The organism is Geobacillus sp. 47C-IIb, assembly GCF_014679705.1.
Classification (GTDB): domain Bacteria; phylum Bacillota; class Bacilli; order Bacillales; family Anoxybacillaceae; genus Geobacillus; species Geobacillus thermodenitrificans.
The window spans coordinates 1,897,435-1,919,605 of sequence record NZ_CP061473.1 but is presented as its reverse complement, the minus strand read 5'-3'; the positions used below and the strand labels follow the sequence as shown (position 1 = coordinate 1,919,605).

The following is a 22,171-nucleotide window of genomic DNA, read 5'->3' as shown; positions in this document are numbered from 1 at the left end:
GATATGGGGGTGAGTGGATGGAAGGGAAAGAATTTGGTTTGTATGATATCGTTGAAATGAAAAAACCGCATCCGTGCGGTACGAACCGTTGGAAGGTGATCCGTCTAGGCGCTGATATTCGCATTAAATGTGAAGGATGCGCCCATAGTGTTCTTTTGCCGCGCAAAGAGTTTATCCGTAAAATGAAAAAAGTGTTAGTCAAGCACGAGGAATAGAGAAATGCGAACCAAAAAAGCATGGGCAGCTGTCCCATGCTCTTTTGTTAATTAAGAGGGAAAAGGATGGAAATCACGCATGTGACGTCATGCCCGCTCAATGGCTAGGGTATGCGGGTTGAAAGTGACGGTGAAGGAAGGAAAAGTCGTGCGCATTGACGGCGATGAACCACACCCGATCACGTAAGGGAGCATTTGCAGGTGCGGACGAATGTTGAAAGAGCGGGTCAATGCTAAGGAATGTCTCCTTTATCCACTGAAAAAAGTGAACGGGCAGTTTATCTGTGTTTCGTGGAAAGAGACGTTTGATGATATTGCTCGAAACGTGCGGGAATTAAAAAACGGTTCGGTCCGACAGCTGTGCTTCGTAACCATGATTACGCCAATAACGGGCTGTTGAAAAATTTGGACCGACGTTTTTTCAACTGCTATGGTGGAGTGATGGAACTTGTCGGCAGCCTTTGCTGGGGTGCGGGGATTGAAGCGCAAACGTGAGATTTTGGCAACGCGTACAGTCATTCACCAGAAGATATCAAGGAATAGTCGTCATATCGTTATTTGGGAGCGAAACGTCGCCCGGACGAACATGCATTGATATGCAACCATTAGACAGAATCCATCGAGTAAGTATCTCATTTTCATTCCGCCGGGCGAGGCAAATCCCGACCTTTGGATTTGGACGGAGCTGGCGAAGCGCGTAGGCTTTGCAGATGAATTTGCCTATACGCACGAGCAGTTTCTCGCGATGGCGCTTCGACCTTTGGAACGAGACGGCATTACGCTTGAACGGCTGAAGGCAGAGCACCGCGTTTTTTTGCCTGTCGAACCGGTGCCATGGTGCGACCGTCGCTTTCAAACGCCAAGCGGCAAATATGAGCTCATATCTAACATTGTTCGACAAAAAGGGATGGATGGCCGTCTCCAAATCATGTATCCGGCTGAATCAAAAGAATCGAATCCGTTATTGGCCGCGAAATATCCGTACCGGTTGCTGACGATCCATCCGCTCGGGTCGAACCATTTGCAGCACTATCCGCTCATTCCGGCATTGCAGATGGTTCACATTGAAGTTGCAGCCGATGTTGCCGACGAAAGAGGGCACACTGATGGTGATCAGGTGCTTGTCTACAACGACTGCGGCTCGCTCGCCGGCACGTTCAAAGTGTTTGATGGTGCTTATCCGGGAACAATCAATATTGATGAAGGACAATGGGGAGGCGTTTGGCGGTTCGTTTAACGTACTCACGTTGGATTTGGAGTCGGGCAACGGCTGCGGCAGTACACTGTATGACTGTTTAGTTCACATTCAAAAAATAGTGCTGAAAGAAAGAGAAACGACCTAAAAAACGCTTTTTCCAGAACAGACTGGCGGTACGCTTGTCATTTTTCTTGCCAGCCCATATAATGAGGGAAGATGCGAACGGGAAAGAGGAGTGGGACGAATGGGATTGACAGCAGGAATTGTCGGCTTGCCGAACGTCGGCAAATCGACGTTGTTTAACGCGATTACAAAGGCAGGAGCTGAATCAGCCAACTATCCGTTTTGTACGATTGAACCGAACGTTGGTGTCGTCGAAGTACCTGATGAGCGGTTAAATGTACTGATGGAAATGTTCCAGCCGAAGCGCACGGTGCCGACCGTCTTTGAATTTACCGATATTGCCGGCATCGTCAAAGGAGCGAGCAAAGGAGAAGGGCTCGGCAACAAGTTTTTATCGCACATTCGTCAAGTGGACGCGATTTGCCAAGTGGTTCGTTGTTTTAACGATGAAAACATTACCCACGTTGCCGGCAAGGTCGATCCACTAGCCGATATTGAAACGATCAATTTGGAGCTTATTTTCGCCGATTTAGAAACAGTAGACAAACGAATCGAACGGGTCGGCAAAATTGCCAAGCAAAAAGACAAAGAAGCAGCGTTTGAATACGACATTTTGCTGCGATTAAAAGAGACGCTTGAAGCCGGCAAACCGGCGCGTACGGTCGAATTCACTGATGAAGAGATGAGAGTCGTTAAACAGCTACATTTGTTGACGACAAAGCCAATGCTTTACGTCGCTAATGTCGGGGAAGAAGATGTGGTTGATCCAGATAGCAATCCGTTCGTTGCTGAAGTGCGCGAGTTTGCGAAGAGCGACAATGCTGAGGTCATCGTCGTTTGCGCTAAAATTGAAGAAGAAATCGCTGAATTCAGCGACGAAGAAAAACAACAGTTTTTGCAAGAGCTCGGCATTAAGCAGTCTGGTCTTGACCAGCTTATCCGCGCTGCTTACAGCTTGCTGGGACTGGCCACATTTTTCACTGCCGGTGAGCAAGAAGTACGAGCATGGACGTTCCGGAAAGGAATGAAAGCGCCGCAATGCGCTGGCATTATTCACTCTGACTTTGAACGTGGATTTATTCGCGCTGAAACTGTTTCGTACGCTGATTTAGTCGCTGCTGGATCGATGGCGGCAGCGCGGGAAGCCGGCAAAGTGCGCCTCGAAGGAAAAGATTACGAAGTGCAAGATGGCGATATTATGCACTTCCGGTTTAACGTGTAACATAACGGCAAGTTCGAGGAAAAACGATCACATTTGCCGAAGGAAAACTCTCTAACTGGTACGCTGTTTTCCGCAATGGCGCTGGAAGATGTTTGCGCAGCCAGAATGCGAGACATGCCCTTGCTTATCACTTGCAATCGTGGTATAATCAACGAATGTGAGTAATGGCTATTACTCCTTGCCCTTCAGCGGAAGGGCCGTTTAGACCAAAAGGAGGTGACGAGCGTGAGAAAATACGAAATCATGTATATCATCCGCCCGAACATGGACGATGAAGCAAGACAAGCTGTCGTCGAACGCTTCAACAACGTGTTGAAAGAAAAAGGTGCGGAGATTACGAATGTGACGGATTGGGGCAAACGCCGTTTAGCCTATGAAATTGAAAAATACCGTGACGGTTATTACATGATTCTCAACGTCATGGCAGAACCGCAAGCGGTGCAAGAATTTGATCGCTTAGCGCGCATTAGCGAAGATATCATCCGTCATATCGTCGTAAAAGAAGAAAAATAATTTTTGGTATATGTTAAGAGGTGGTTCTGATGATTAACCGCGTCATTTTGGTCGGCAGGTTAACGAGAGATCCGGAGTTGCGCTACACTCCAAGCGGAGTGGCTGTTGCCACATTTACGCTCGCGGTCAACCGCCCGTTCACAAACCAGCAGGGCGAGCGTGAAGCTGATTTTATCCAATGTGTTGTTTGGCGTCGCCAGGCAGAAAACGTCGCTAACTTCTTAAAAAAAGGAAGCTTAGCCGGAGTGGACGGCCGGCTGCAAACTCGCAGCTATGAAAACCAAGAAGGCCGGCGCGTGTATGTGACGGAAGTGGTGGCTGATAACGTCCAATTTCTTGAGCCAAAAGGAAGCAACGAGCAACGTGGGGCAGCAGCAGGCGGCTACTATGGGGATCCGTTCCCATTCGGACAAGATCAGAACCACCGATACCCGAACGAAAAAGGGATTGGCCGCATTGATGAAGATCCTTTCGCCAATGACGGCCAACCGATCGATATTTCTGACGACGATTTGCCGTTTTAATTGATAAGGAAGACAGGGACAGAAAGGAGGAAACGGACCATGGCAGGACGGAAAGGTGGACGTGGCAAACGCCGCAAAGTATGTTATTTCACGGCGAATAACATCACGCATATCGACTACAAAGACGTTGATTTGCTGAAAAAATTCATTTCCGAACGCGGCAAAATTTTACCGCGTCGCGTGACAGGAACGAGCGCGAAATATCAGCGCAAATTGACGGTCGCGATCAAACGCGCGCGCCAAATGGCGCTTTTGCCGTATGTTGCGGACGAGTGAGCTGAAAAAAGCAGTAAGGGGGACCTTACTGCTTTTTTCTATTTATGCTGATCACTAGACGGAAAGGAGAACGTTCATTGCGAAAGACGCATGCTCTCACTGAAGCAGCGATTGAATTGGCATTGTTTGCCGTTTTGCTTTTGCTCGCGTTATACGTGCCGTTTATCGGTTTCATTGCTGCTTTGTTTTTAGCGCTTCCGTTTATGGTGTTTACGATGCGCCACGGGCTCATTCCCGCGTGGTTGCTGCTTGCGGCGGCGCTTGTCGTCTCCGGTTTGATCGGATCGCTTTTGTCGCTGCCGATGGCGCTTATGTTCGGAACTTTTGGCATAGCGGTCGGCGCGATGCTGGTGAAAAAGAAAAATCGTTACCTTGTTTTGCTTATTGGTGCGCTCGTATTTTTAGCCAACATTGTGCTTGACTATGTCATTTCGATTCAATTTTTGCAAGTTGATATGATCCAAGATACACTCGCGCTAGTGCGTGAATCATTTGATACGGCAATGCGCGTCATGGAAGGAATGGGGCAAACACCGCCGACGGAGATGAAAAAACAGTTTGAGCAAGCCATTGTGCTGATTAGTTACATGACTCCGACTTTGTTTTTCGTCGCCTCGTTTGTGTTGGCGTACGTGACGATTATTGTCTCGCTTCCAGTCATGAAACGTCTGAAACTGCCAGTCGGCACGTGGCCGCCGTTTCGTGAGCTTTCCTTGCCCAAAAGCGTGTTATGGATTTATGTCCTTGTGCTCGTTTTATCCCTATTTCCGCTTAAAGAGGGAACATTTACATACATTGCTGTATTGAACGTATCTTACGTGTTGCAGCTTGCCTTGATTGTTCAGGGGTTTTCATTTTTGTACTACGCCGCTTACAAAAAAGGCATAGGAAAAGGTGTTGTTGTCGCGGGGACGGTTATTTGCTTATTCCTGCCTTTTCTACTTTATCTTGTGGCGATATTCGGTATAATTGATTTAGGATTTGATTTGCGCCGCCGCATATAATAATTGGATAAAGTAAGCCATTTTTGCAGTGTAGGAGCTGACTTGAATGTCTCATTTTTACGAAAGGAAAACGTACCGTTATCCGTCCTATGCGTTAGCCGCCTTGGCGGTGCTTATGGCTGTTAGCTTGTTTTATTTTCAATGGATGCTTGGGCTCGTCGGTCTTCTCGGTGTTGGTTTTTTGCTTTATTACGTCATTTGGTCGCAACGCTCTTTACACAAGGAGCTGCAACAATATATTTCCAACTTGTCATACCGAGTAAAAAAAGTCAGCGAGGAAGCGCTGATGCAGATGCCGATCGGTATTCTGCTCCTCGATGAGGAAGACAAAATCGAATGGTCGAACCGGTTTTTAGCAGCTTGTTTTAAAGAACAGACATTAATTGGGCGTTCGCTCGCTGAACTTTCCGAACCGTTGGCTGCTTTTGTGAAAAAAGGGAAAACCGACGAAGAAATCATTGAACTGAATGGAAAACAGCTGAAAGTGATCGTCCACCGCCATGAACGGCTTCTTTACTTTTTCGATGTTACTGAGCATATGGAGCTGAGACGGCGTTATGAGACAGAGCGATTGGTGTTGGCGATCATTTTTCTTGATAATTACGATGAGATTACCCAAGGAATGGACGATCAAGCGAAGAGCCAAATGAACAGCCTTGTCACGTCCGTATTAAACCGTTGGGCGAATGATTACGGCATCTTTTTAAAACGAACGTCCTCCGACCGGTTTATTGCTGTATTAAACGAGCATATATTGACGCAATTGGAAAAAAGTAAGTTTTCGATTTTGGACGAAGTGCGTGAACAAACGGCAAAACATCAGGCCCAGATTACGTTAAGCATCGGCATCGGTGCCGGCGTGTCCTCGCTTCCCGAACTTGGGACGCTTGCTCAATCGAGCCTAGACCTAGCGTTAGGACGCGGCGGCGACCAAGTGGCGATTAAGCAAGGAAACGGAAAAGTCAAGTTTTACGGAGGCAAAACGAATCCGATGGAAAAGCGGACGCGCGTCCGCGCCCGCGTCATTTCCCATGCGCTTCGCGAACTGATTGCCGAGAGCGATAAAGTGCTCATTATGGGTCACAAATACCCGGATATGGACGCGCTTGGAGCCGCCATTGGCATTTTAAAAGTTGTTCAATCGAACCAAAAGGAAGGATTTCTTGTTGTTGACGCTATGAAAACAGACGCTGGAGCGCAGCGGCTGCTTGAGGAAATGAAAAAACAGGCCGATTTATGGGCAAGATGCATCAAGCCAGAACAGGCGCTTGAGCTCATAACGGAAGATACGCTTTTGATCGTTGTTGATACCCATCGGCCGTCGCTTGTCATTGAGGAACGGCTGTTATATCGTGCCGACCATATCGTCGTCATCGATCACCATCGCCGCGGTGAAGAGTTTATCGAGGCGCCGATTCTCGTCTATATGGAGCCGTACGCCTCGTCGACGTCTGAGCTTGTCACTGAGTTGTTGGAGTATCAGCCAAAACGAGTGAAACTTTCGATGCTTGAAGCGACAGCGTTGCTTGCTGGCATTGTCGTTGATACGAAGAGCTTCACGCTCCGCACCGGTTCACGGACGTTCGATGCGGCTTCATATTTGCGCGCTCAAGGGGCGGATACGGTGCTCGTGCAAAAGCTGCTGCGGGAAAGCGTGGCCAATTACGTTAAACGGGCAAAATTGATTGAGCGGGCAGCAATCGATGAACATGGCATTGCCATCGCTAAAGGAGACGAGAACGAAGTGCATGACCAAGTGTTAATCGCGCAAACGGCTGATACGCTTCTCACGTTAAGCGGTGTTGTCGCTTCGTTCGTCATTTCCAAGCGAGGCGACGGAACAGTCGGCATTAGCGCCCGCTCGCTGGGCGATGTCAATGTGCAAGTGATTATGGAACGGCTTGGCGGAGGCGGGCACTTAACGAATGCTGCCGCTCAGCTTTCCGGTGTGACGGTCGGAGAGGCGGAGCAGCAGCTGCGTGAAGCGATTCATGACTATTTTGAGGGGGGTAAGCCAGTATGAAGGTCATTTTTTTGAAAGATGTAAAAGGAAAAGGGAAAAAAGGGGAAATCAAAAACGTTGCCGACGGTTATGCGAACAACTTTTTGTTCAAACAAGGGTTGGCCATTGAAGCGACGCCAGCGAATTTAAAAGCACTCGAAGCGCAAAAACAAAAAGAACAGCGCCAAGCGGCGGAAGAGCTGGCGAATGCCAAAAAGTTAAAAGAGCAGCTTGAAAAGCTGACAGTGGAAATTGCGGCGAAGGCAGGTGAGGGAGGCCGTTTGTTCGGCTCGATCACGAGCAAGCAAATTGCTGAGGCGCTGCAAGCCCAGCACGGCCTAAAGCTCGACAAGCGGAAAATCGAGCTTAACGATGCCATTCGCGCCCTCGGATATACGAACGTGCCGGTGAAGCTTCATCCGGAAGTGTCAGCAACATTAAAAGTGCACGTGACGGAACAAAAATAACGGTGACGGTTCACTCCAAGATGCGAAGATGTCCCCGCCCGCTGCGGCGGGGCTTCCTTGCTTATCGGCTAACAGGGGAAAAGGTGGTGAGACGATGAGTGAACTTTTTTCTGAACGAATTCCTCCGCAAAGCATTGAAGCCGAGCAGGCTGTGCTTGGCGCCGTGTTTTTAGATCCCACTGCGTTAACGCTCGCTTCGGAAATGTTAATTCCAGAAGATTTTTACCGCGCGGCCCATCAAAAAATTTTCCACGCCATGCTTCGTGTCGCCGACAAAGGCGAACCGGTTGATTTAGTCACAGTGACAGCGGAACTCGCTGCTTCCGAGCAGCTTGAAGAGATCGGCGGTGTCTCATATTTAAGCGAGCTCGCCGATGCCGTGCCGACAGCGGCTAACGTTGAATATTACGCCCGCATCGTGGAAGAAAAATCGGTGCTTCGCCGCCTCATCCGTACGGCGACATCGATCGCCCAGGACGGGTATACAAGGGAAGACGAAATCGACCTTCTGCTTGATGAAGCAGAACAAAAAATTATGGAGGTTTCCCAACGGAAACATTCAGGTGCCTTTAAAAATATTAAGGATATTCTCGTTCAAACGTACGATAATATTGAAATGCTCCATAACCGGAACGGAGAAATTACCGGCATCCCGACGGGATTTACTGAGCTTGACCGGATGACGTCCGGTTTTCAGCGGAGCGATTTGATCATCGTTGCTGCCCGGCCGTCGGTCGGGAAAACGGCGTTTGCTTTAAACATCGCGCAGAACGTAGCCACAAAAGCAAACGAAAATGTTGCCATTTTCAGTTTAGAAATGAGTGCCCAGCAGCTCGTGATGCGGATGCTTTGCGCCGAGGGAAATATCAATGCACAAAACTTGCGCACCGGCCAACTGACGCCGGAAGACTGGGGTAAGCTGACGATGGCGATGGGGAGCTTATCGAACGCTGGCATTTATATTGACGATACGCCGAGCATCCGCGTCAGTGATATTCGCGCCAAGTGCCGTCGTCTGAAACAAGAAAGCGGCCTTGGCATGATCGTCATTGACTATTTGCAGCTTATCCAAGGAAGCGGACGCAGCAAAGAAAACCGCCAGCAGGAAGTATCGGAAATTTCCCGTTCGTTAAAGGCGCTCGCCCGCGAGCTCGAAGTGCCAGTCATCGCCTTGTCACAGCTGTCGCGCAGCGTTGAGCAGCGCCAAGACAAGCGGCCGATGATGTCCGACATTCGTGAATCCGGAAGCATTGAGCAAGACGCTGATATCGTCGCTTTTTTATATCGGGATGATTATTACAACAAAGATTCCGAGAACAAAAATATTATCGAGATCATTATCGCGAAACAGCGTAACGGCCCAGTGGGGACGGTACAGCTTGCTTTTATTAAAGAGTATAATAAATTTGTGAACTTAGAGCGCCGTTTCGATGAGGCGCAAATTCCGCCAGGAGCATAAAACAGCGCGATGCCAATGGCATCGCCTCTTTTCATGTCTCTGGTTAATAAACGAATAAAATAGTTTATAATTGTTTTTAATGTTCGTGTTTCATTGACTTTATGCCTGAAAACTGTTACACTTACAATGTTTAGACCGTGGAAACTGGAGGTGCTCGCCATGTCGTCAGTTGTTGTTGTCGGCACACAATGGGGCGATGAAGGGAAAGGAAAAATTACTGACTTTTTATCGGAAAATGCGGAAGTGATTGCCCGATACCAAGGAGGAAACAACGCCGGACACACGATCGTGTTTAACGGGGAAAAGTACAAGCTGCACTTAATCCCGTCGGGCATTTTTTATAAAGATAAAATTTGTGTCATCGGCAACGGAATGGTTGTCGACCCGAAAGCGCTTGTCGCTGAACTCTCATATTTGCATGAACACGGCATTTCGACGGATAATTTACGCATTAGCAACCGCGCTCATGTTATTTTGCCATACCATTTGAAACTGGATGGGCTCGAGGAAGAGCGGAAAGGTGCGAACAAAATCGGCACGACGAAAAAAGGGATTGGCCCGGCATACATGGACAAAGCGGCGCGCATCGGCATTCGTATCGTTGATTTGCTTGACCGCGATGTGTTCGCGGAAAAGTTGGCCCGCAATTTAGAAGAGAAAAACATGTTGTTTGAAAAAGTGTACGGGGTCGAAGGCTTCCGGCACGAGGACATTTTCGAAGAATACTACGAGTACGGTCAACAAATCGCTAAGTACGTTTGCGACACATCAGTCGTGTTGAACAATGCGCTCGATGAAGGGCGTCGCGTCTTGTTTGAAGGGGCGCAAGGTGTCATGCTCGATATCGACCAAGGGACATATCCGTTTGTTACGTCATCCAACCCGGTAGCTGGTGGGGTGACGATCGGCGCTGGTGTCGGCCCAACGAAAATTAAACATGTCGTTGGGGTGGCGAAAGCATACACGACGCGCGTCGGCGATGGGCCGTTCCCGACCGAGCTGCACGATGAAATTGGCGACCGCATCCGCGAAGTCGGCCGCGAGTATGGGACGACAACCGGCCGTCCGCGCCGCGTCGGCTGGTTTGACAGCGTCGTCGTCCGCCACGCCCGTCGGGTGAGCGGTATCACCGACTTGTCGCTCAATTCGATTGACGTCTTAACCGGTATTGAAACATTGAAAATTTGCGTGGCCTACCGTTATCGTGGTGAAGTGATTGAAGAATTTCCAGCCAGCTTAAAAGTATTGGCCGAATGTGAGCCGATTTATGAAGAGCTGCCAGGCTGGACGGAAGACATTACTGGTGTGAGAAGCTTGGACGAGCTGCCGGCGAACGCTCGCCACTATGTCGAGCGCATTTCCCAGCTCACCGGCATCCCGCTCTCGATTTTCTCCGTCGGCCCGGATCGCTCGCAAACGAATGTCGTCCGCAGCGTCTACGCGTAAGCGAGTGACGGTCGATAGGAAGCAGGCATAGATGCTTGTGCGTCTATGCCTTTTTCATTGTTTTCGCGCCGGAGATCACATTTTCGAAGCCACTTGCCTTTAAGGAGAAAAAGTCGATCAGCCTACCCCTCAAAATGGCAATCGACAAAGGATGATTTCATTTTCATAACATGATAAATTAGTAATGATAGCATTCCATCGCAAAAGGGAAGGATGTGAACGAGATGGAAAAACGCATTTTAGTTGTTGATGATGAAAAACCGATTGCTGATATTTTGCAATTTAACTTGCGAAGTGATACGGTTTTGGAAGAAACAATGCCGGATTTAATTTTGCTTGATATTATGCTTCCGCTAAAAGATGGGATGGAAGTATGCCGCGAAGTGCGAAAAAAATACGATATGCCAATTATTATGCTGACGGCGAAAGACTCGGAGATTGATAAAGTGCTTGGACTGGAGCTCGGAGCAGACGATTATGTCACCAAACCGTTCAGCACGCGGGAGCTATTGGCGCGGGTGAAAGCGAACTTGCGCCGCCATGCGCAAACAGCGACCCAAGAGGAAGAGGAGAGCGAAACGAATGAAATCGTCGTCGGTCCGCTTGTAATCCGTCCGGACGCGTATGTCGTACAAAAGCGCGGGGAAACGATTGAATTGACTCACCGCGAATTTGAACTGCTCCACTATTTGGCGAAACATATTGGCCAAGTGATGACGCGCGAGCATTTGTTGCAAACGGTCTGGGGTTATGACTATTATGGCGATGTACGCACGGTCGATGTAACGGTAAGACGGCTGCGTGAAAAAATTGAGGATAACCCTTCTCACCCGTCATGGATCGTTACTAGACGGGGGGTCGGCTACTACTTGCGCAACCCGGAACAGGAGTCATGAGCCGAGATGAAAAAGTTAGGTCCGTTTCGTTCGATTCATTTTAAGTTTGTCATTATTTATGTGTTGTTGATTCTCATTGCGATGCAAATTATTGGCGTGTACTTCGTCCGCAAGCTGGAAACGGAACTGGTGCAAAACTTCAAAAACTCGTTGAACGAACGGGTGACGCTGCTTGCTTATAACGTTGAGCAGGCAATGAGTCGGGAGCGGGATGAGAAAAGCCCGACATTGGAGGAAGACATCCGTTCGCTTCTTCATGATTTCGTTTCCCAAGATATTTCAGAGGTGCGCGTCATCGATGAGAAAGGGAAAGTATTGGCGACGTCCAATCCGTATATGCAAAACATCGTCGGAAAGCGAACGACGGAGATTTATGTGAAACGTTCGCTCGTCACGGGTGAAATTGTCGACCGGATGCTGCTTGATTCGAAGACAGGCTATCGGATGTACATTTCCTCAACTCCGATCAAAACGAGTGGGGAAGTCAAGGGTGTCATTTATGTGATTGCCTCGATGGAAAACGTCTTTTCACAAATGAGGCAAATTAATATGATTTTGGCGACCGGAACGGGGATCGCTCTCGCCATTACCGCCGTGCTCGGCATTTTTTTGTCGCGCACGATCACCCGCCCCATTTCCGATATGCGCCGACAAGCGCTGGCGATGACGAGAGGCGATTTTTCACGCAAGGTGAAAGTGTATGGCTACGATGAAATCGGGCAGCTGGCGATGACGTTTAACAACTTGACAAAAAAGCTGCAGGAGGCGCAGGCAACGACGGAAGGGGAGCGGCGCAAACTTGAGTCGGTGCTGACACATATGACCGACGGGGTCATCGCGACCGACCGCCGCGGCCGCGTCATTTTGATTAATGATGCAGCGCTCAACATTTTGAATGTTTCACGTGAAACAGTGCTGTCGAGTTCAATTGTTGATGTGCTTGGCATCGCCGATCAATATACGTTTGAAACGTTGCTCGAGGAGCACGATTCGCTCATTTTGGATTTCAGCACAGATGAGGAATTGTATATTTTGCGCGCCTCGTTGTCAGTCATTCAAAAAGAAGGCGGACTGATCAACGGGTTGATCGTCGTCTTGCACGACGTGACTGAACAGGAAAAAATCGACCGCGAACGGCGGCAGTTTGTCGCCAATGTGTCGCATGAATTGCGCACGCCGCTGACGACGATGAAAAGTTATTTAGAAGCGTTGGCTGACGGTGCATGGCAAGATAAAGAGATCGCACCAAGATTCATTCAAGTCGTGCAAAATGAAACCGAGCGGATGATTCGGCTCGTCAACGATTTGCTCCATCTATCGAAACTAGACAGCAAAGACTATAAACTGAAGAAAACGTGGATCAACTTCTCGGCTTATTTTCACAAAATTATTGACCGGTTTGAACTGACGAAAAGCGACAATATCCGGTTTGTTCGCAACATTCCACGCGAGGCGATTTTCATTGAAGTGGATGAAGATAAAATTACGCAAGTGTTGGATAACATCATTTCCAACGCAATAAAATACTCTCCCCAAGGTGGGACGATCACGTTTCGGGTGCGCGAGCTGGCTGATGAAATCATCATTAGTATCAGCGATGAAGGAGTCGGCATTCCGAAAGCGGATTTGGCCAAAATTTTTGAGCGTTTTTACCGGGTCGATAAGGCACGGTCGCGCAAATTGGGTGGCACCGGCCTTGGACTGGCCATTGCCAAAGAATTGGTGATCGCCCACGGTGGGACAATTTGGGCGGAAAGCAAAGAACATAAAGGGACGACGATTTACTTTACGTTGCCATTAGAACGAGAACAAAAGGATGACTGGTACAATGTATGAGCAGATTAAAACAGTCGTGTTGACGGTGCTCGTGCTGATCAGCATTACGTTGACGTTTGTTTTATGGACATACTATCCGAAATATGATGTGCTGCAAAACGATGATTATATTCAGCACGTTTCCGTGAGCAATACACAAGTCGATACGGCGATGGTCGTGCAGCCCAAACAGATGATTATCCATAAAAACGGTGCCCACTATGCCGTGACGAAAGAAGAAGAGAAAAATGAAGTGTTGAAAGAAATAAAAAAATGGACGCTTGACGACTTCGAAAACATTTCGTCTTCTGTTCCGGCAGGAAAGTTTTTTACGTTTTTAAATGGCAAGGAGCGGCTGGAAATTATTTATCCAGACGAAATCCCCATTGACATATACCGATTAATTTTCACTGTAGATGATAAAGGATTGGACGATTTGTCATTCGACCGTATTCTCGTTCCACTTGAAGGAGACGATGAGTTTCCAGTGTATTTTATGGCAACGGACAAGCAAAAAATTTATAAAGCGGTTGCTAGTGACGCTTCGCTGGTGGCAATCAGACGGCTGACGAAAGAAACAAACCATTTTGCCCGTTATTTTGCATATCCAGTCAGCGAGACGAAACAGCTTTACTTGCCGGAAAGCGAAGTGGCGCTCAGTAGCTTGCAATACTATACCGATGAATTAGATGTCGATAAATTTAAAGAGGCGCTTTTTAGCGATCCGAGTTTTGTTAAAAAAGACTTGATTCCGTTTGGTGAAGAATATACCGATGGTTCACGGCTGATGAACGTTGATTTTCTCCAACGAACGCTGTTGTATGTCAATCCAGCAGCGCGCGCCTCGGATATGAGTCAAACCAAATCGGAAACTCATCTCATTCAAAAAAGCATCAATTTTGTCAATGAACATGGTGGATGGACCGATCTGTACCATTTTGTCCGCTGGAGTGAAGAGGACCGGAAAATCATTTTCCGCCTTGTTGTGAACGGCTATCCGGTTTTTAACGAATATGGCATGTCAGAAATTGTGGAAACATGGGGAGCAAGCGATTTAATGAAGTACCAGCGCCCGCTGTTCCGCCTTGAAATTGATGACCGTAACCGTACACCGACAACGTTGCCGTCCGGCCGAGATATTGTCAAACAGATCGAAGCAATGAAAGACGTCCGTAAAGCGCTCGTGAAAGATATTGCCATCGGCTATGAGCTCATCAAAGATCCAGAACGGGAAAAGGTGATCCGTCTTGAACCGGCATGGTTTTATTTGTATGGGCAAACGTGGAAAAAAGTGAGTGTCGGTAGAGAGAGCAGAGGAGGGGGAACCAATGGATTGGAGTAAAACGAAGACGATTTTTATTATTGTGTTCCTCATCCTTGATTGTTTTTTAATTTATCAGTTTATGGAGAAACGAAACAGCAGTCAGCTTGACGTTATTTTAGAAACGACGATTGAAGAACAGCTCGAAGCGAACGGCATTACATATGTCGATTTGCCAAAAGAAGTGACAAAAGCGGTGTATGTTAGCGGTAAAAGTCGGTCGTTTACTAGTGCCGATACGAAAAAACTATCCGGACAAAAGGTAGAAATTGAAGGAGAAACAAAGTTGAAAGGGACGTTCACTCATCCGGTCGCTTTCAACTTCGAAGATCAGTACCAACTGAGCGAGTTTTTACAGCGGCACATCTTAAATGGGGAACAATATGCCTTTTGGTCATTTGACAAAAAGAAAGGTACAGTGATTTGCTACCAAGTATATGACGGGAAAATGATTTATGACAACGAAAACAGCAAGCTTGTCATCCACGTCAATGAGCAAAAAGAGGCGCTTTCCTACGAACAGACGATGCTCGTTGACTTGGAAAAATACGAACGGAAACAGGATGTCGTTCCGGCCATTAAGGCGATTGAGACGCTGTATCGAAGAGGACATTTGCAGCCAGGGGATCACGTCACTAGAATCGAGCTTGGCTATTATGGACTTGTCCAATTTACTGCCTCGCAAGTGTTGACACCGACATGGCATATCGTGGTCAACCGGAAAAAAGACTATTTTGTCAACGCGTTTGAAGGGCAAGTCATTAATGATCAAGGAAATGTGTTGGAGTGAAAACAAATGACAATGCGATTTAGTGTACTAGCAAGCGGCAGTACTGGCAACGCCTTTTACATCGAAACAGACAGCCAGCGCCTGCTTGTCGATGCCGGCTTGAGCGGCAAACAGCTCGAGCAGCTATTCGCGGAAATCGGCCGCCATCCGAAGCAGCTTGATGCGCTGCTTGTGACCCATGAACATAGCGACCACATTAAAGGGCTCGGCGTCCTCGCCCGCAAGTACCGTCTGCCGGTTTATGCGAATGAAAAAACGTGGCGGGCAATGGAGCAGGCCATCGGTGACATCCCGACCGAGCAGAAATTTGTCTTTCCGCTCGGCACGGTGAAAACGTTTGGCGATGTTGACGTTGAATCATTCGGTGTTTCCCACGATGCAGCCGAGCCGATGTTTTACGTCTTCCACTATGGAGAGAAAAAGCTCGCCTTGCTCACGGATACCGGCTATGTGAGTGAGCGGATGAAAAAGACGATTGAAAACGCCGACGTATTTGTATTGGAGAGTAACCATGATGTCGGGATGTTGCGAATGGGGAGATATCCGTGGAACGTCAAGCGCCGCATTTTAAGTGATGTCGGCCATATTTCCAATGAAGAAGCGGGGCTTGTGCTCGCTGATGTGATTGGCGAACGGACGAAACAAATTTATTTAGCCCATTTAAGCCAAGATAACAATATGAAGGAGCTGGCGCGCATGACCGTGACGCAAACGCTTGAGCAGAGGGGTCTGGAGGTCGGCGACCGCTTTCGTCTGTACGATACTGACCCGCGTCAAGCGACAGCGTTGGCGTATGTGTGATGCCTCTTTTGTCTAAACTGAAGAAAATGCATTTGTTGGATTTTTTGTCCTGCTCATGATTATAATGAGGGATGGAGATGAATGAGAAAGGGGTGGTGAGCATGGGATATTACGATGACCATTATGAACCGAATGGACAGACGAGACGAAAACGGCGCAGCGGTTCGTTCGTTTCTGCGCTTGTCGGTGCTATACTAGGAGGGCTGCTCGTCCTCATGTCCATCCCGACACTTTCCCGTTGGGACGTCCTCCCATATGAGGTTGTGCCGCCGCAGGGCGGAGAGGAAGAACGTGAAGGGGAAAACGGGGCTCCCCCCATCCAGCAAAGTGTTTCTGTTGATGTGACAACAGCGGTAACGAAAGCGATCGATCAAGCGTCCGATGCGGTTGTCGGCGTCGTCAATATTCAGGCAGCGGGTTTTTGGTCGCAAGGAGGCGAAGCCGGTGTTGGGTCGGGCGTTATTTATAAAAAGGCTGGTGGCCGAGCGTTTGTTGTCACGAACCACCATGTCGTTGAAAACGCTAGCCAGTTGGAAGTGAGTTTAAAAGATGGAACGAGAGTGCCGGCCAAGCTGCTCGGCAGCGATGTGCTCATGGATTTAGCTGTGTTGGAAATTGACGCGAAACACGTAAAAAAAGTCGCCCAATTCGGCAATTCTGATACAGTGAAGCTGGGTGAGCCGGTCATCGCTATCGGCAATCCGCTTGGTTTACAGTTTGCTGGATCGGTGACGCAAGGAATTATTTCTGGGACGAACCGGACGGTGGAAGTCGACTTGGATCAAGACGGCACACCGGACTGGAACGCGGAAGTATTGCAGACAGACGCGGCGATTAACCCTGGCAACAGTGGCGGTGCTCTCGTGAACATGAAAGGACAAGTGATCGGAATTAATTCGATGAAAATTGCTCAAGAAGCGGTAGAAGGGATCGGATTTTCCATTCCGATCAATGCAGCCATCCCGATTATTTCCGACTTGGAAAAATACGGACAAGTACGTCGGCCATACATGGGGGTAGAGCTCCGCTCACTCAGCGACATCCCATCGTACCATTTGAAGGCGACGCTTCATTTACCGTCGAACGTGACAGAAGGAGTAGCAGTCATCCAAGTTGTGCCGATGTCGCCGGCTGCGCAAGCAGGTTTGCAGCAGTTTGACGTCATCGTGGCACTAGACGGCGAAAAAGTCCGTAACGTGCTTGATTTACGCAAGTATTTGTATACGAAAAAATCAGTTGGAGAGCAAATGGAAGTCACGTTTTATCGTGATGGGAAAAAGCGGACGATCACGATGAAACTGGCGCCCGAGTCGTACTAAACAAAAAAAACAGCGAAGGGAGCGGGAACGCTCCTTCTTTTTTCCACAAGGAAAGGGGCGAGAAAGATGATATTCACATGTGAAGAACATATTGATATCGCCATTGACGAATATGTGGATGAGACAGAACAGGCGCCTGATATCGAACCTGTGGATAACAATGAACAACAGTGCCGATTTTGTGAAAAAACGGCTGTATATGTAGTAGGAAAATGATATTTTTGCACAACATGTGGATATGTGTTGTGTATATGTGGATAATTGTTGTTGATAAGTTGTTTATAAGGTAGGGATTACTTGTGCATATCTCCATTGCAGCTGTAGGTAAGTTGAAAGAAAAATACTTGATCGCAGGGGTGCAAGAGTATACAAAGCGCCTATCTGCATACGCCAAAATAGAAATCATCGAAGTCGCTGATGAAAAAACCCCTGAGCGGGCTAGCGAACTCGAGGAAGAACAAATTAAACAGCGCGAGGGTGAGCGGCTGTTGGCGAAAATTCCACACGATGCCCATGTTATTGCGCTTGCCATTGAAGGGAAAATGAAATCGTCCGAACAATTCGCCGCTCGCCTCGATGAGCTTGCCACTTATGGAAAAAGCAAAGTGGTTTTTGTTATCGGCGGATCGCTTGGCTTAAGCAAACAAGTGATGGCTCGTGCTGACGAGGCATTGTCGTTTTCCAAAATGACTTTCCCACACCAACTCATGCGCCTTATTTTGCTTGAGCAAATTTATCGTGCGTTTCGGATTAACCGAGGGGAACCGTATCATAAGTAAATGGTTTTTTAGGAACCAACAAGGAAAGAACCGAATCATAAATAAATGATACCCGTGGTGCTATATAAATTGAAATAAAGGTTTTCTCCCGTTCCACGGCGAATAAATACAAAGAGAAAATAGGGGAACGGAGAGAAAATATGATGCCAAATCACAAAGACGAGATCGAAAAGTTGTCCACTGCCATGAAAGAAGCAAAAAGTAAACGAGCATATGAACGCTACCAAGCGATTTATCTTCATTTGCAGGGATATACCAAAGGAGAAATCGCAACGATTATTGGTCGATCCAAGAAAACTATTTATAACTATATTCATGCCTACGCCCAGCGCGGTCTTGATGGACTGGAGATGAAATACTCACCTGGCGCCCCACGTCGATTGACCCCTGAGCAGGAAAAAGAGCTGGCTTTGATCATTGAACATCAGCTCCCCGTAGATGTGGGATTCGAAGCAAAATATAATTGGACGCTTGCGATAATCGCTGAACTCATTCAACAAAAGTGGGGGCCAACATACACGCTTCGCGGAACAAGTGACATTCTGCATCGGTTAGGGCTAAGCTATACGAAACCGACCTATACACTAGCCAATGCCGATGAAGAGAAACAAAAAGAATTCGTCGAAATCACCTTCCCTGAAGTAAAAAAAAACTGGTAGATGGGAACATCGCCCATGTCCTCTTTCAAGATGAGTCGATGATTCGTGATTACCAAGCGATTCAAAAAACATGGTTTGTCAAAGGAAAACAACGAATCATTCCGACGTTTGGAAAACATCAAGGGCTGAAGCTGATTGGCACGTTGAACTACGAAACAGGGGAAGTGTTTTGCATCGAAGAAGAATGCTATGACGCGGAAACATTTCTTCGATTTCTTCAACTTGTGTTAGAACGCTATCCCACAGGCAAAATAGTGATGATTTTAGATAACGCTCGAATTCACCATGCCAAACTCATTCAGCCATTTTTAAAAGAACACGAAGATCGGTTAGAGCTCGTCTTTTTGCCACCATACAGTCCGCAATTGAACTTGATTGAAGGGCTATGGAAATGGCTGAAATCAGACGTGATTTACAACGTGTTCTATTCGAGTGTGCAAGAAATTAGAAAGAATGTCCAAGCCTTTATTCAGCGAATCAACCAGAAACCAGAACAAACGATCGATCGTTTGTGTGTTCAGTTGTAAATCTTTAATTCAACTTATATAGATAAAATCTCAAGACATAAAAACAGCCCTTGCATGAGGATCTCCTTTAAAATGAAAGTGCGAACAAACATCCAAAAGGAGAAGTCCCATGCAAGAGCACTTTCATTTTACAATAGACCAAGCAAAAATTCAAAAGCAATATGCCGCGATCTTATTCTTTGTATCAGAACAATTGCCTTGTATCCAGATGTATTTACAACGTCGAAATTGTCATTTGTTGAAGCAAGAGGATGAGGTCATCATCGCCATTCACATTCTTGGAAAATTGCTGGGGTTTACTTCGGAACGGGCTTGGCATCGATTTGTCATTGGAAACCTGTTCACAAAGGAAATGTTCCCAGAGCGCTCTCGATACAACCGTCGATGCCGGTCGTTGCGTTGGGCGATCAAATGGATTCGTCACCAACTCGCCAAATGTGGACAACATCACGCTTATGCGGTGGTGGATAGCTTACCCATTGAACTCTGCCACCACGCACGAATGTATCGCGTCAAACGATTTCAAGGAATCGCAGATATTGGGTATTGTGCATCCAAAAAGATGGCTTACTATGGATTTAAGCTTCATCTTCAGATTACCGACCAAGCGCTTCCGATGGGATATGTCCTGACCGAAGCATCCTGCCACGACCGGACAGCTGCGGAAACCGTGATGGCCCAACATCCTCATCCGTATACACTTGGCGACAAAGGATATGTGAGCCAAGCCTTGCAAAAGAAACTATACGATGAATACAAAATCGCTTTTTGGACGCCTGCTCGGAAAAATCAACGAGTTGCGCAATCAAAAAAATGGAAACAATGGATGAAGCAAAAACGCAAAATCGTCGAAACTGCGTTCTCGGTTTTAGTGGATTCATTTCGGATTACGGAAATTCGTGCCAATTCGGTTTCTGGATTTGAAACAGCGCTTGATGGCATTTTATTGGCCCATTCTCTCGTTGTTCTTGGGCTAGTGGAGCGTTGACGCTCAACTAGCACCACGGGTATATATATATATCCTTTCAACAGCGCCTGCAGCAAAGCATAGCAAAGTTCGGCATCATGAAGTTTGTTTTCTCTGACTTGTTTCAGGCAGTCTTGGACATTAATTTTTTGTACCTTAATCGTTTCATGGGCTTCCAGCTTTTGCTGGCTGCGTTGGTGAACCTGATCGGTATAAAATACGTGAGTGACTTCGTTTGAACGCCAGGGTGCAGGATACAGTTTGCCAAGATAATGAACGGCTTCTCATTCATATCCTGTTTCTTCGAGCAATTCTCGTTTTGCCGCCTGCTCCAAGTTTTCTCCACGCTCTACTCCTCCGCCAGGGAGCTGTATGACGCAGGAACCGATTGGCTGGCGAAACTGTTCAATCAGTAAAAACGCATTTTTTTCCTTCGCAAGAATGACCACCGATTCGTTTTCTGGGACAGAAATATACATACGGCTATACTCATCTTCCATGATGGCATAACTGTTTTTTCTTAGTAACGTTTTTGGATGTTCCATCCGTCCCTCCTCCTATTCTTTGTTCTGTATTTCTGCGCATATAGAAGAAATTCCTTTTATCCATTACAATGGAAATGAAACTTTTGGAAATTTGGTTCGTAATATAATAAAAAGGGGGAGTGTGTGATGTCATCTGCATGGCTATTTTTTGGAGGCATTGCTTTGTTGTATTTCTTTGTGATGGTTCCGATTCAATATTTGTATATATCGGGGATAAAAGAACGGACAAGAAAATCGAAGCTTTCGCAAGAACAAATGTATGAAAATATGTCGTTTGAAGAAGAACAGCTGCATTACCACATGCAAGGAAATATAATGAATTGGCCTGCTGCGCTTGTTGCTCATTTTTTGTATCGATTGCGTCATTGCAATACAAAGGAGTAAAAGTGGGGGTGTGCGGGTCAGATGCACCACGGCTGTTTCGCTCCATTCCTTACGGATCTATTGACTGATGTTTACGGAGTGTATCTGTTGTAGAAAGATGTTTGGAGATGATAGGAGGAAGTAGGTGTCCATTTTATCCATATTCCTACACATATATCCGGTTGTGGAGATAAATATAGTAAAATGAAAAGAGAGGAAAGGATGTGAATAGGGATGACGGACACCTCTTCGCCAAAACCGATGAAAATAAAAGTCATTATAGCCGATGATAATTCCTTTGTTCGCGAAGGAATGCGAATTATATTAAGCACGTACGATGAGTTTGAGGTCGTAGCGACAGTGAATGATGGACAAGAAGCATTCCATTACTGCAAGAATCATGATGTAGATATCGCGCTATTGGATGTGCGTATGCCGAATATGAACGGGGTCGAAGCGACCAAACTCATATGTGAGCAAACAAAGACGAAACCGCTTATACTTACTACTTTTGATGACGATGAATATATTTTAGATGCCGTCCGAAACGGCGCGAAAGGATATTTTTGAAAAATACCGACCCAGAGAGAATACGGGAAGCGATTAAAGCAGTATATAACGGAAATATCATTATGCAGGATGTTGTAATGGAAAAGATCAAGTTCAGCTTAAAAGAAGAAAAAGAAGCAGAACCTAAAGTCGACAAGAGCCTTTTTACGGAAAGAGAAATGGAAATTATGTCTCTCATTGCGAAAGGGCTTTCGAACAAAGAGATTTCGAAACAGCTTTTTATATCGGAAGGAACAGTCGCCAATTACATCACTTCGATTTTAGATAAAACAGGATTACAGCATCGCACACAGATTGCCATTTATTATTTAACAGGAAAAATTAGTTGAGGGAGATCAATGGAGCTTTGGTTCATCCTGAGCAAACTAAT

22 protein-coding genes and 2 pseudogenes are annotated in these 22,171 nt (G+C 47.0%); 23 read left to right on the top strand and 1 reads right to left on the bottom strand.

Annotated features, from left to right (window positions below; all coding sequences use genetic code 11):
- The first annotated feature begins 17 nt into the window (after window positions 1–17).
- From IC804_RS09715 to IC804_RS09615, 21 genes and pseudogenes are all read left to right on the top strand, one after another.
- A complete protein-coding gene (locus IC804_RS09715; protein WP_008880819.1) occupies window positions 18–215 on the top strand; it encodes a DUF951 domain-containing protein in 198 nt (65 codons plus the stop codon).
- A 66-nt stretch (window positions 216–281) separates the two neighbouring features.
- Window positions 282–1,558 (top strand): annotated as a pseudogene (locus IC804_RS09710) (molybdopterin-dependent oxidoreductase).
- A 99-nt stretch (window positions 1,559–1,657) separates the two neighbouring features.
- Window positions 1,658–2,758, top strand: coding sequence for a redox-regulated ATPase YchF (gene ychF, locus IC804_RS09705; RefSeq protein WP_008880816.1), 1,101 nt, complete (start codon window positions 1,658–1,660; stop codon window positions 2,756–2,758).
- 225 nt (window positions 2,759–2,983) lie between these two features.
- On the top strand, window positions 2,984–3,271 hold the full coding sequence (gene rpsF, locus IC804_RS09700) for a 30S ribosomal protein S6 (RefSeq protein ID WP_008880815.1): 288 nt from the start codon (window positions 2,984–2,986) through the stop codon (window positions 3,269–3,271).
- Window positions 3,272–3,300: 29 nt separating this feature from the next.
- Complete coding sequence (gene ssb, locus IC804_RS09695; RefSeq protein ID WP_011888458.1) at window positions 3,301–3,795, top strand: single-stranded DNA-binding protein; 495 nt, start codon at window positions 3,301–3,303, stop codon at window positions 3,793–3,795.
- A gap of 39 nt (window positions 3,796–3,834) precedes the next feature.
- Complete coding sequence (gene rpsR / locus IC804_RS09690; RefSeq protein ID WP_008880812.1) at window positions 3,835–4,071, top strand: 30S ribosomal protein S18; 237 nt, start codon at window positions 3,835–3,837, stop codon at window positions 4,069–4,071.
- Between the two features lie 77 nt (window positions 4,072–4,148).
- A complete protein-coding gene (locus tag IC804_RS09685; protein ID WP_008880811.1) occupies window positions 4,149–5,075 on the top strand; it encodes a YybS family protein in 927 nt (308 codons plus the stop codon).
- 46 nt (window positions 5,076–5,121) lie between these two features.
- Entirely contained in the window at window positions 5,122–7,098 is a 1,977-nt protein-coding gene (locus IC804_RS09680) for a DHH family phosphoesterase (protein WP_029761080.1), read from the top strand.
- Window positions 7,095–7,544 carry a 50S ribosomal protein L9 gene (gene rplI, locus IC804_RS09675; protein ID WP_011888453.1) on the top strand — a complete coding sequence of 150 codons (450 nt, stop codon included), beginning with the start codon at window positions 7,095–7,097 and terminating at the stop codon, window positions 7,542–7,544. The genes IC804_RS09680 and rplI overlap by 4 nt, the downstream gene beginning before the upstream one ends.
- Before the next feature lie 94 nt (window positions 7,545–7,638).
- Entirely contained in the window at window positions 7,639–9,003 is a 1,365-nt protein-coding gene (gene dnaB, locus IC804_RS09670) for a replicative DNA helicase (RefSeq protein WP_008880808.1), read from the top strand.
- 159 nt (window positions 9,004–9,162) lie between these two features.
- Window positions 9,163–10,449, top strand: a complete 1,287-nt coding sequence (locus IC804_RS09665) for an adenylosuccinate synthase (protein ID WP_008880807.1) — start codon at window positions 9,163–9,165, stop codon at window positions 10,447–10,449.
- Window positions 10,450–10,673: 224 nt separating this feature from the next.
- A complete protein-coding gene (gene yycF / locus IC804_RS09660) occupies window positions 10,674–11,345 on the top strand; it encodes a response regulator YycF (RefSeq protein ID WP_190300597.1) in 672 nt (223 codons plus the stop codon).
- Window positions 11,346–11,351: 6 nt separating this feature from the next.
- On the top strand, window positions 11,352–13,181 hold the full coding sequence (walK, locus tag IC804_RS09655) for a cell wall metabolism sensor histidine kinase WalK (protein WP_081157359.1): 1,830 nt from the start codon (window positions 11,352–11,354) through the stop codon (window positions 13,179–13,181).
- Window positions 13,174–14,502 carry a YycH family regulatory protein gene (locus IC804_RS09650; RefSeq protein ID WP_008880803.1) on the top strand — a complete coding sequence of 443 codons (1,329 nt, stop codon included), beginning with the start codon at window positions 13,174–13,176 and terminating at the stop codon, window positions 14,500–14,502. Before walK ends, IC804_RS09650 begins: the two co-directional genes overlap by 8 nt.
- Window positions 14,489–15,271 carry a two-component system regulatory protein YycI gene (locus tag IC804_RS09645; protein ID WP_008880802.1) on the top strand — a complete coding sequence of 261 codons (783 nt, stop codon included), beginning with the start codon at window positions 14,489–14,491 and terminating at the stop codon, window positions 15,269–15,271. The genes IC804_RS09650 and IC804_RS09645 overlap by 14 nt, the downstream gene beginning before the upstream one ends.
- Window positions 15,272–15,277: 6 nt before the next feature.
- Complete coding sequence (locus IC804_RS09640) at window positions 15,278–16,072, top strand: MBL fold metallo-hydrolase (protein ID WP_008880801.1); 795 nt, start codon at window positions 15,278–15,280, stop codon at window positions 16,070–16,072.
- Window positions 16,073–16,173: 101 nt separating this feature from the next.
- Window positions 16,174–17,391 carry a S1C family serine protease gene (locus IC804_RS09635; RefSeq protein ID WP_035499498.1) on the top strand — a complete coding sequence of 406 codons (1,218 nt, stop codon included), beginning with the start codon at window positions 16,174–16,176 and terminating at the stop codon, window positions 17,389–17,391.
- A 66-nt stretch (window positions 17,392–17,457) separates the two neighbouring features.
- Entirely contained in the window at window positions 17,458–17,607 is a 150-nt protein-coding gene (locus IC804_RS09630; protein WP_008880799.1) for a CxxH/CxxC protein, read from the top strand.
- Window positions 17,608–17,690: 83 nt separating this feature from the next.
- Entirely contained in the window at window positions 17,691–18,170 is a 480-nt protein-coding gene (gene rlmH, locus IC804_RS09625; protein WP_041264774.1) for a 23S rRNA (pseudouridine(1915)-N(3))-methyltransferase RlmH, read from the top strand.
- 140 nt (window positions 18,171–18,310) lie between these two features.
- Window positions 18,311–19,356, top strand: a protein-coding gene (locus tag IC804_RS09620) for an IS630-like element ISBs2 family transposase (RefSeq protein ID WP_076611651.1) whose coding sequence is annotated in 2 segments (ribosomal slippage) — window positions 18,311–18,814 and window positions 18,817–19,356 — 1,044 coding nt in all. Because the reading frame shifts where the segments join, the coding sequence is not laid out codon by codon here.
- A gap of 109 nt (window positions 19,357–19,465) precedes the next feature.
- Window positions 19,466–20,344, top strand: a complete 879-nt coding sequence (locus IC804_RS09615; RefSeq protein ID WP_190300596.1) for an IS982 family transposase — start codon at window positions 19,466–19,468, stop codon at window positions 20,342–20,344.
- A gap of 263 nt (window positions 20,345–20,607) precedes the next feature.
- Here IC804_RS09615 and IC804_RS09610 read toward each other — a convergent pair whose 3' ends face one another.
- The gene (locus IC804_RS09610; protein WP_081157659.1) at window positions 20,608–20,868 is read right to left on the bottom strand and encodes an NUDIX hydrolase; all 261 of its coding nucleotides are present in this window, start codon (window positions 20,866–20,868) and stop codon (window positions 20,608–20,610) included.
- A gap of 126 nt (window positions 20,869–20,994) precedes the next feature.
- On the opposite strand from IC804_RS09610, the gene IC804_RS09605 reads away from it, so the two are divergent.
- Both IC804_RS09605 and IC804_RS09600 read left to right on the top strand, forming a co-directional pair.
- Window positions 20,995–21,252: a DUF3949 domain-containing protein gene (locus IC804_RS09605; protein ID WP_081157658.1), complete on the top strand. Its 258-nt coding sequence runs from the start codon at window positions 20,995–20,997 to the stop codon at window positions 21,250–21,252.
- Between the two features lie 240 nt (window positions 21,253–21,492).
- Window positions 21,493–22,130, top strand: a pseudogene (locus IC804_RS09600) (response regulator).
- Window positions 22,131–22,171: the final 41 nt, after the last annotated feature.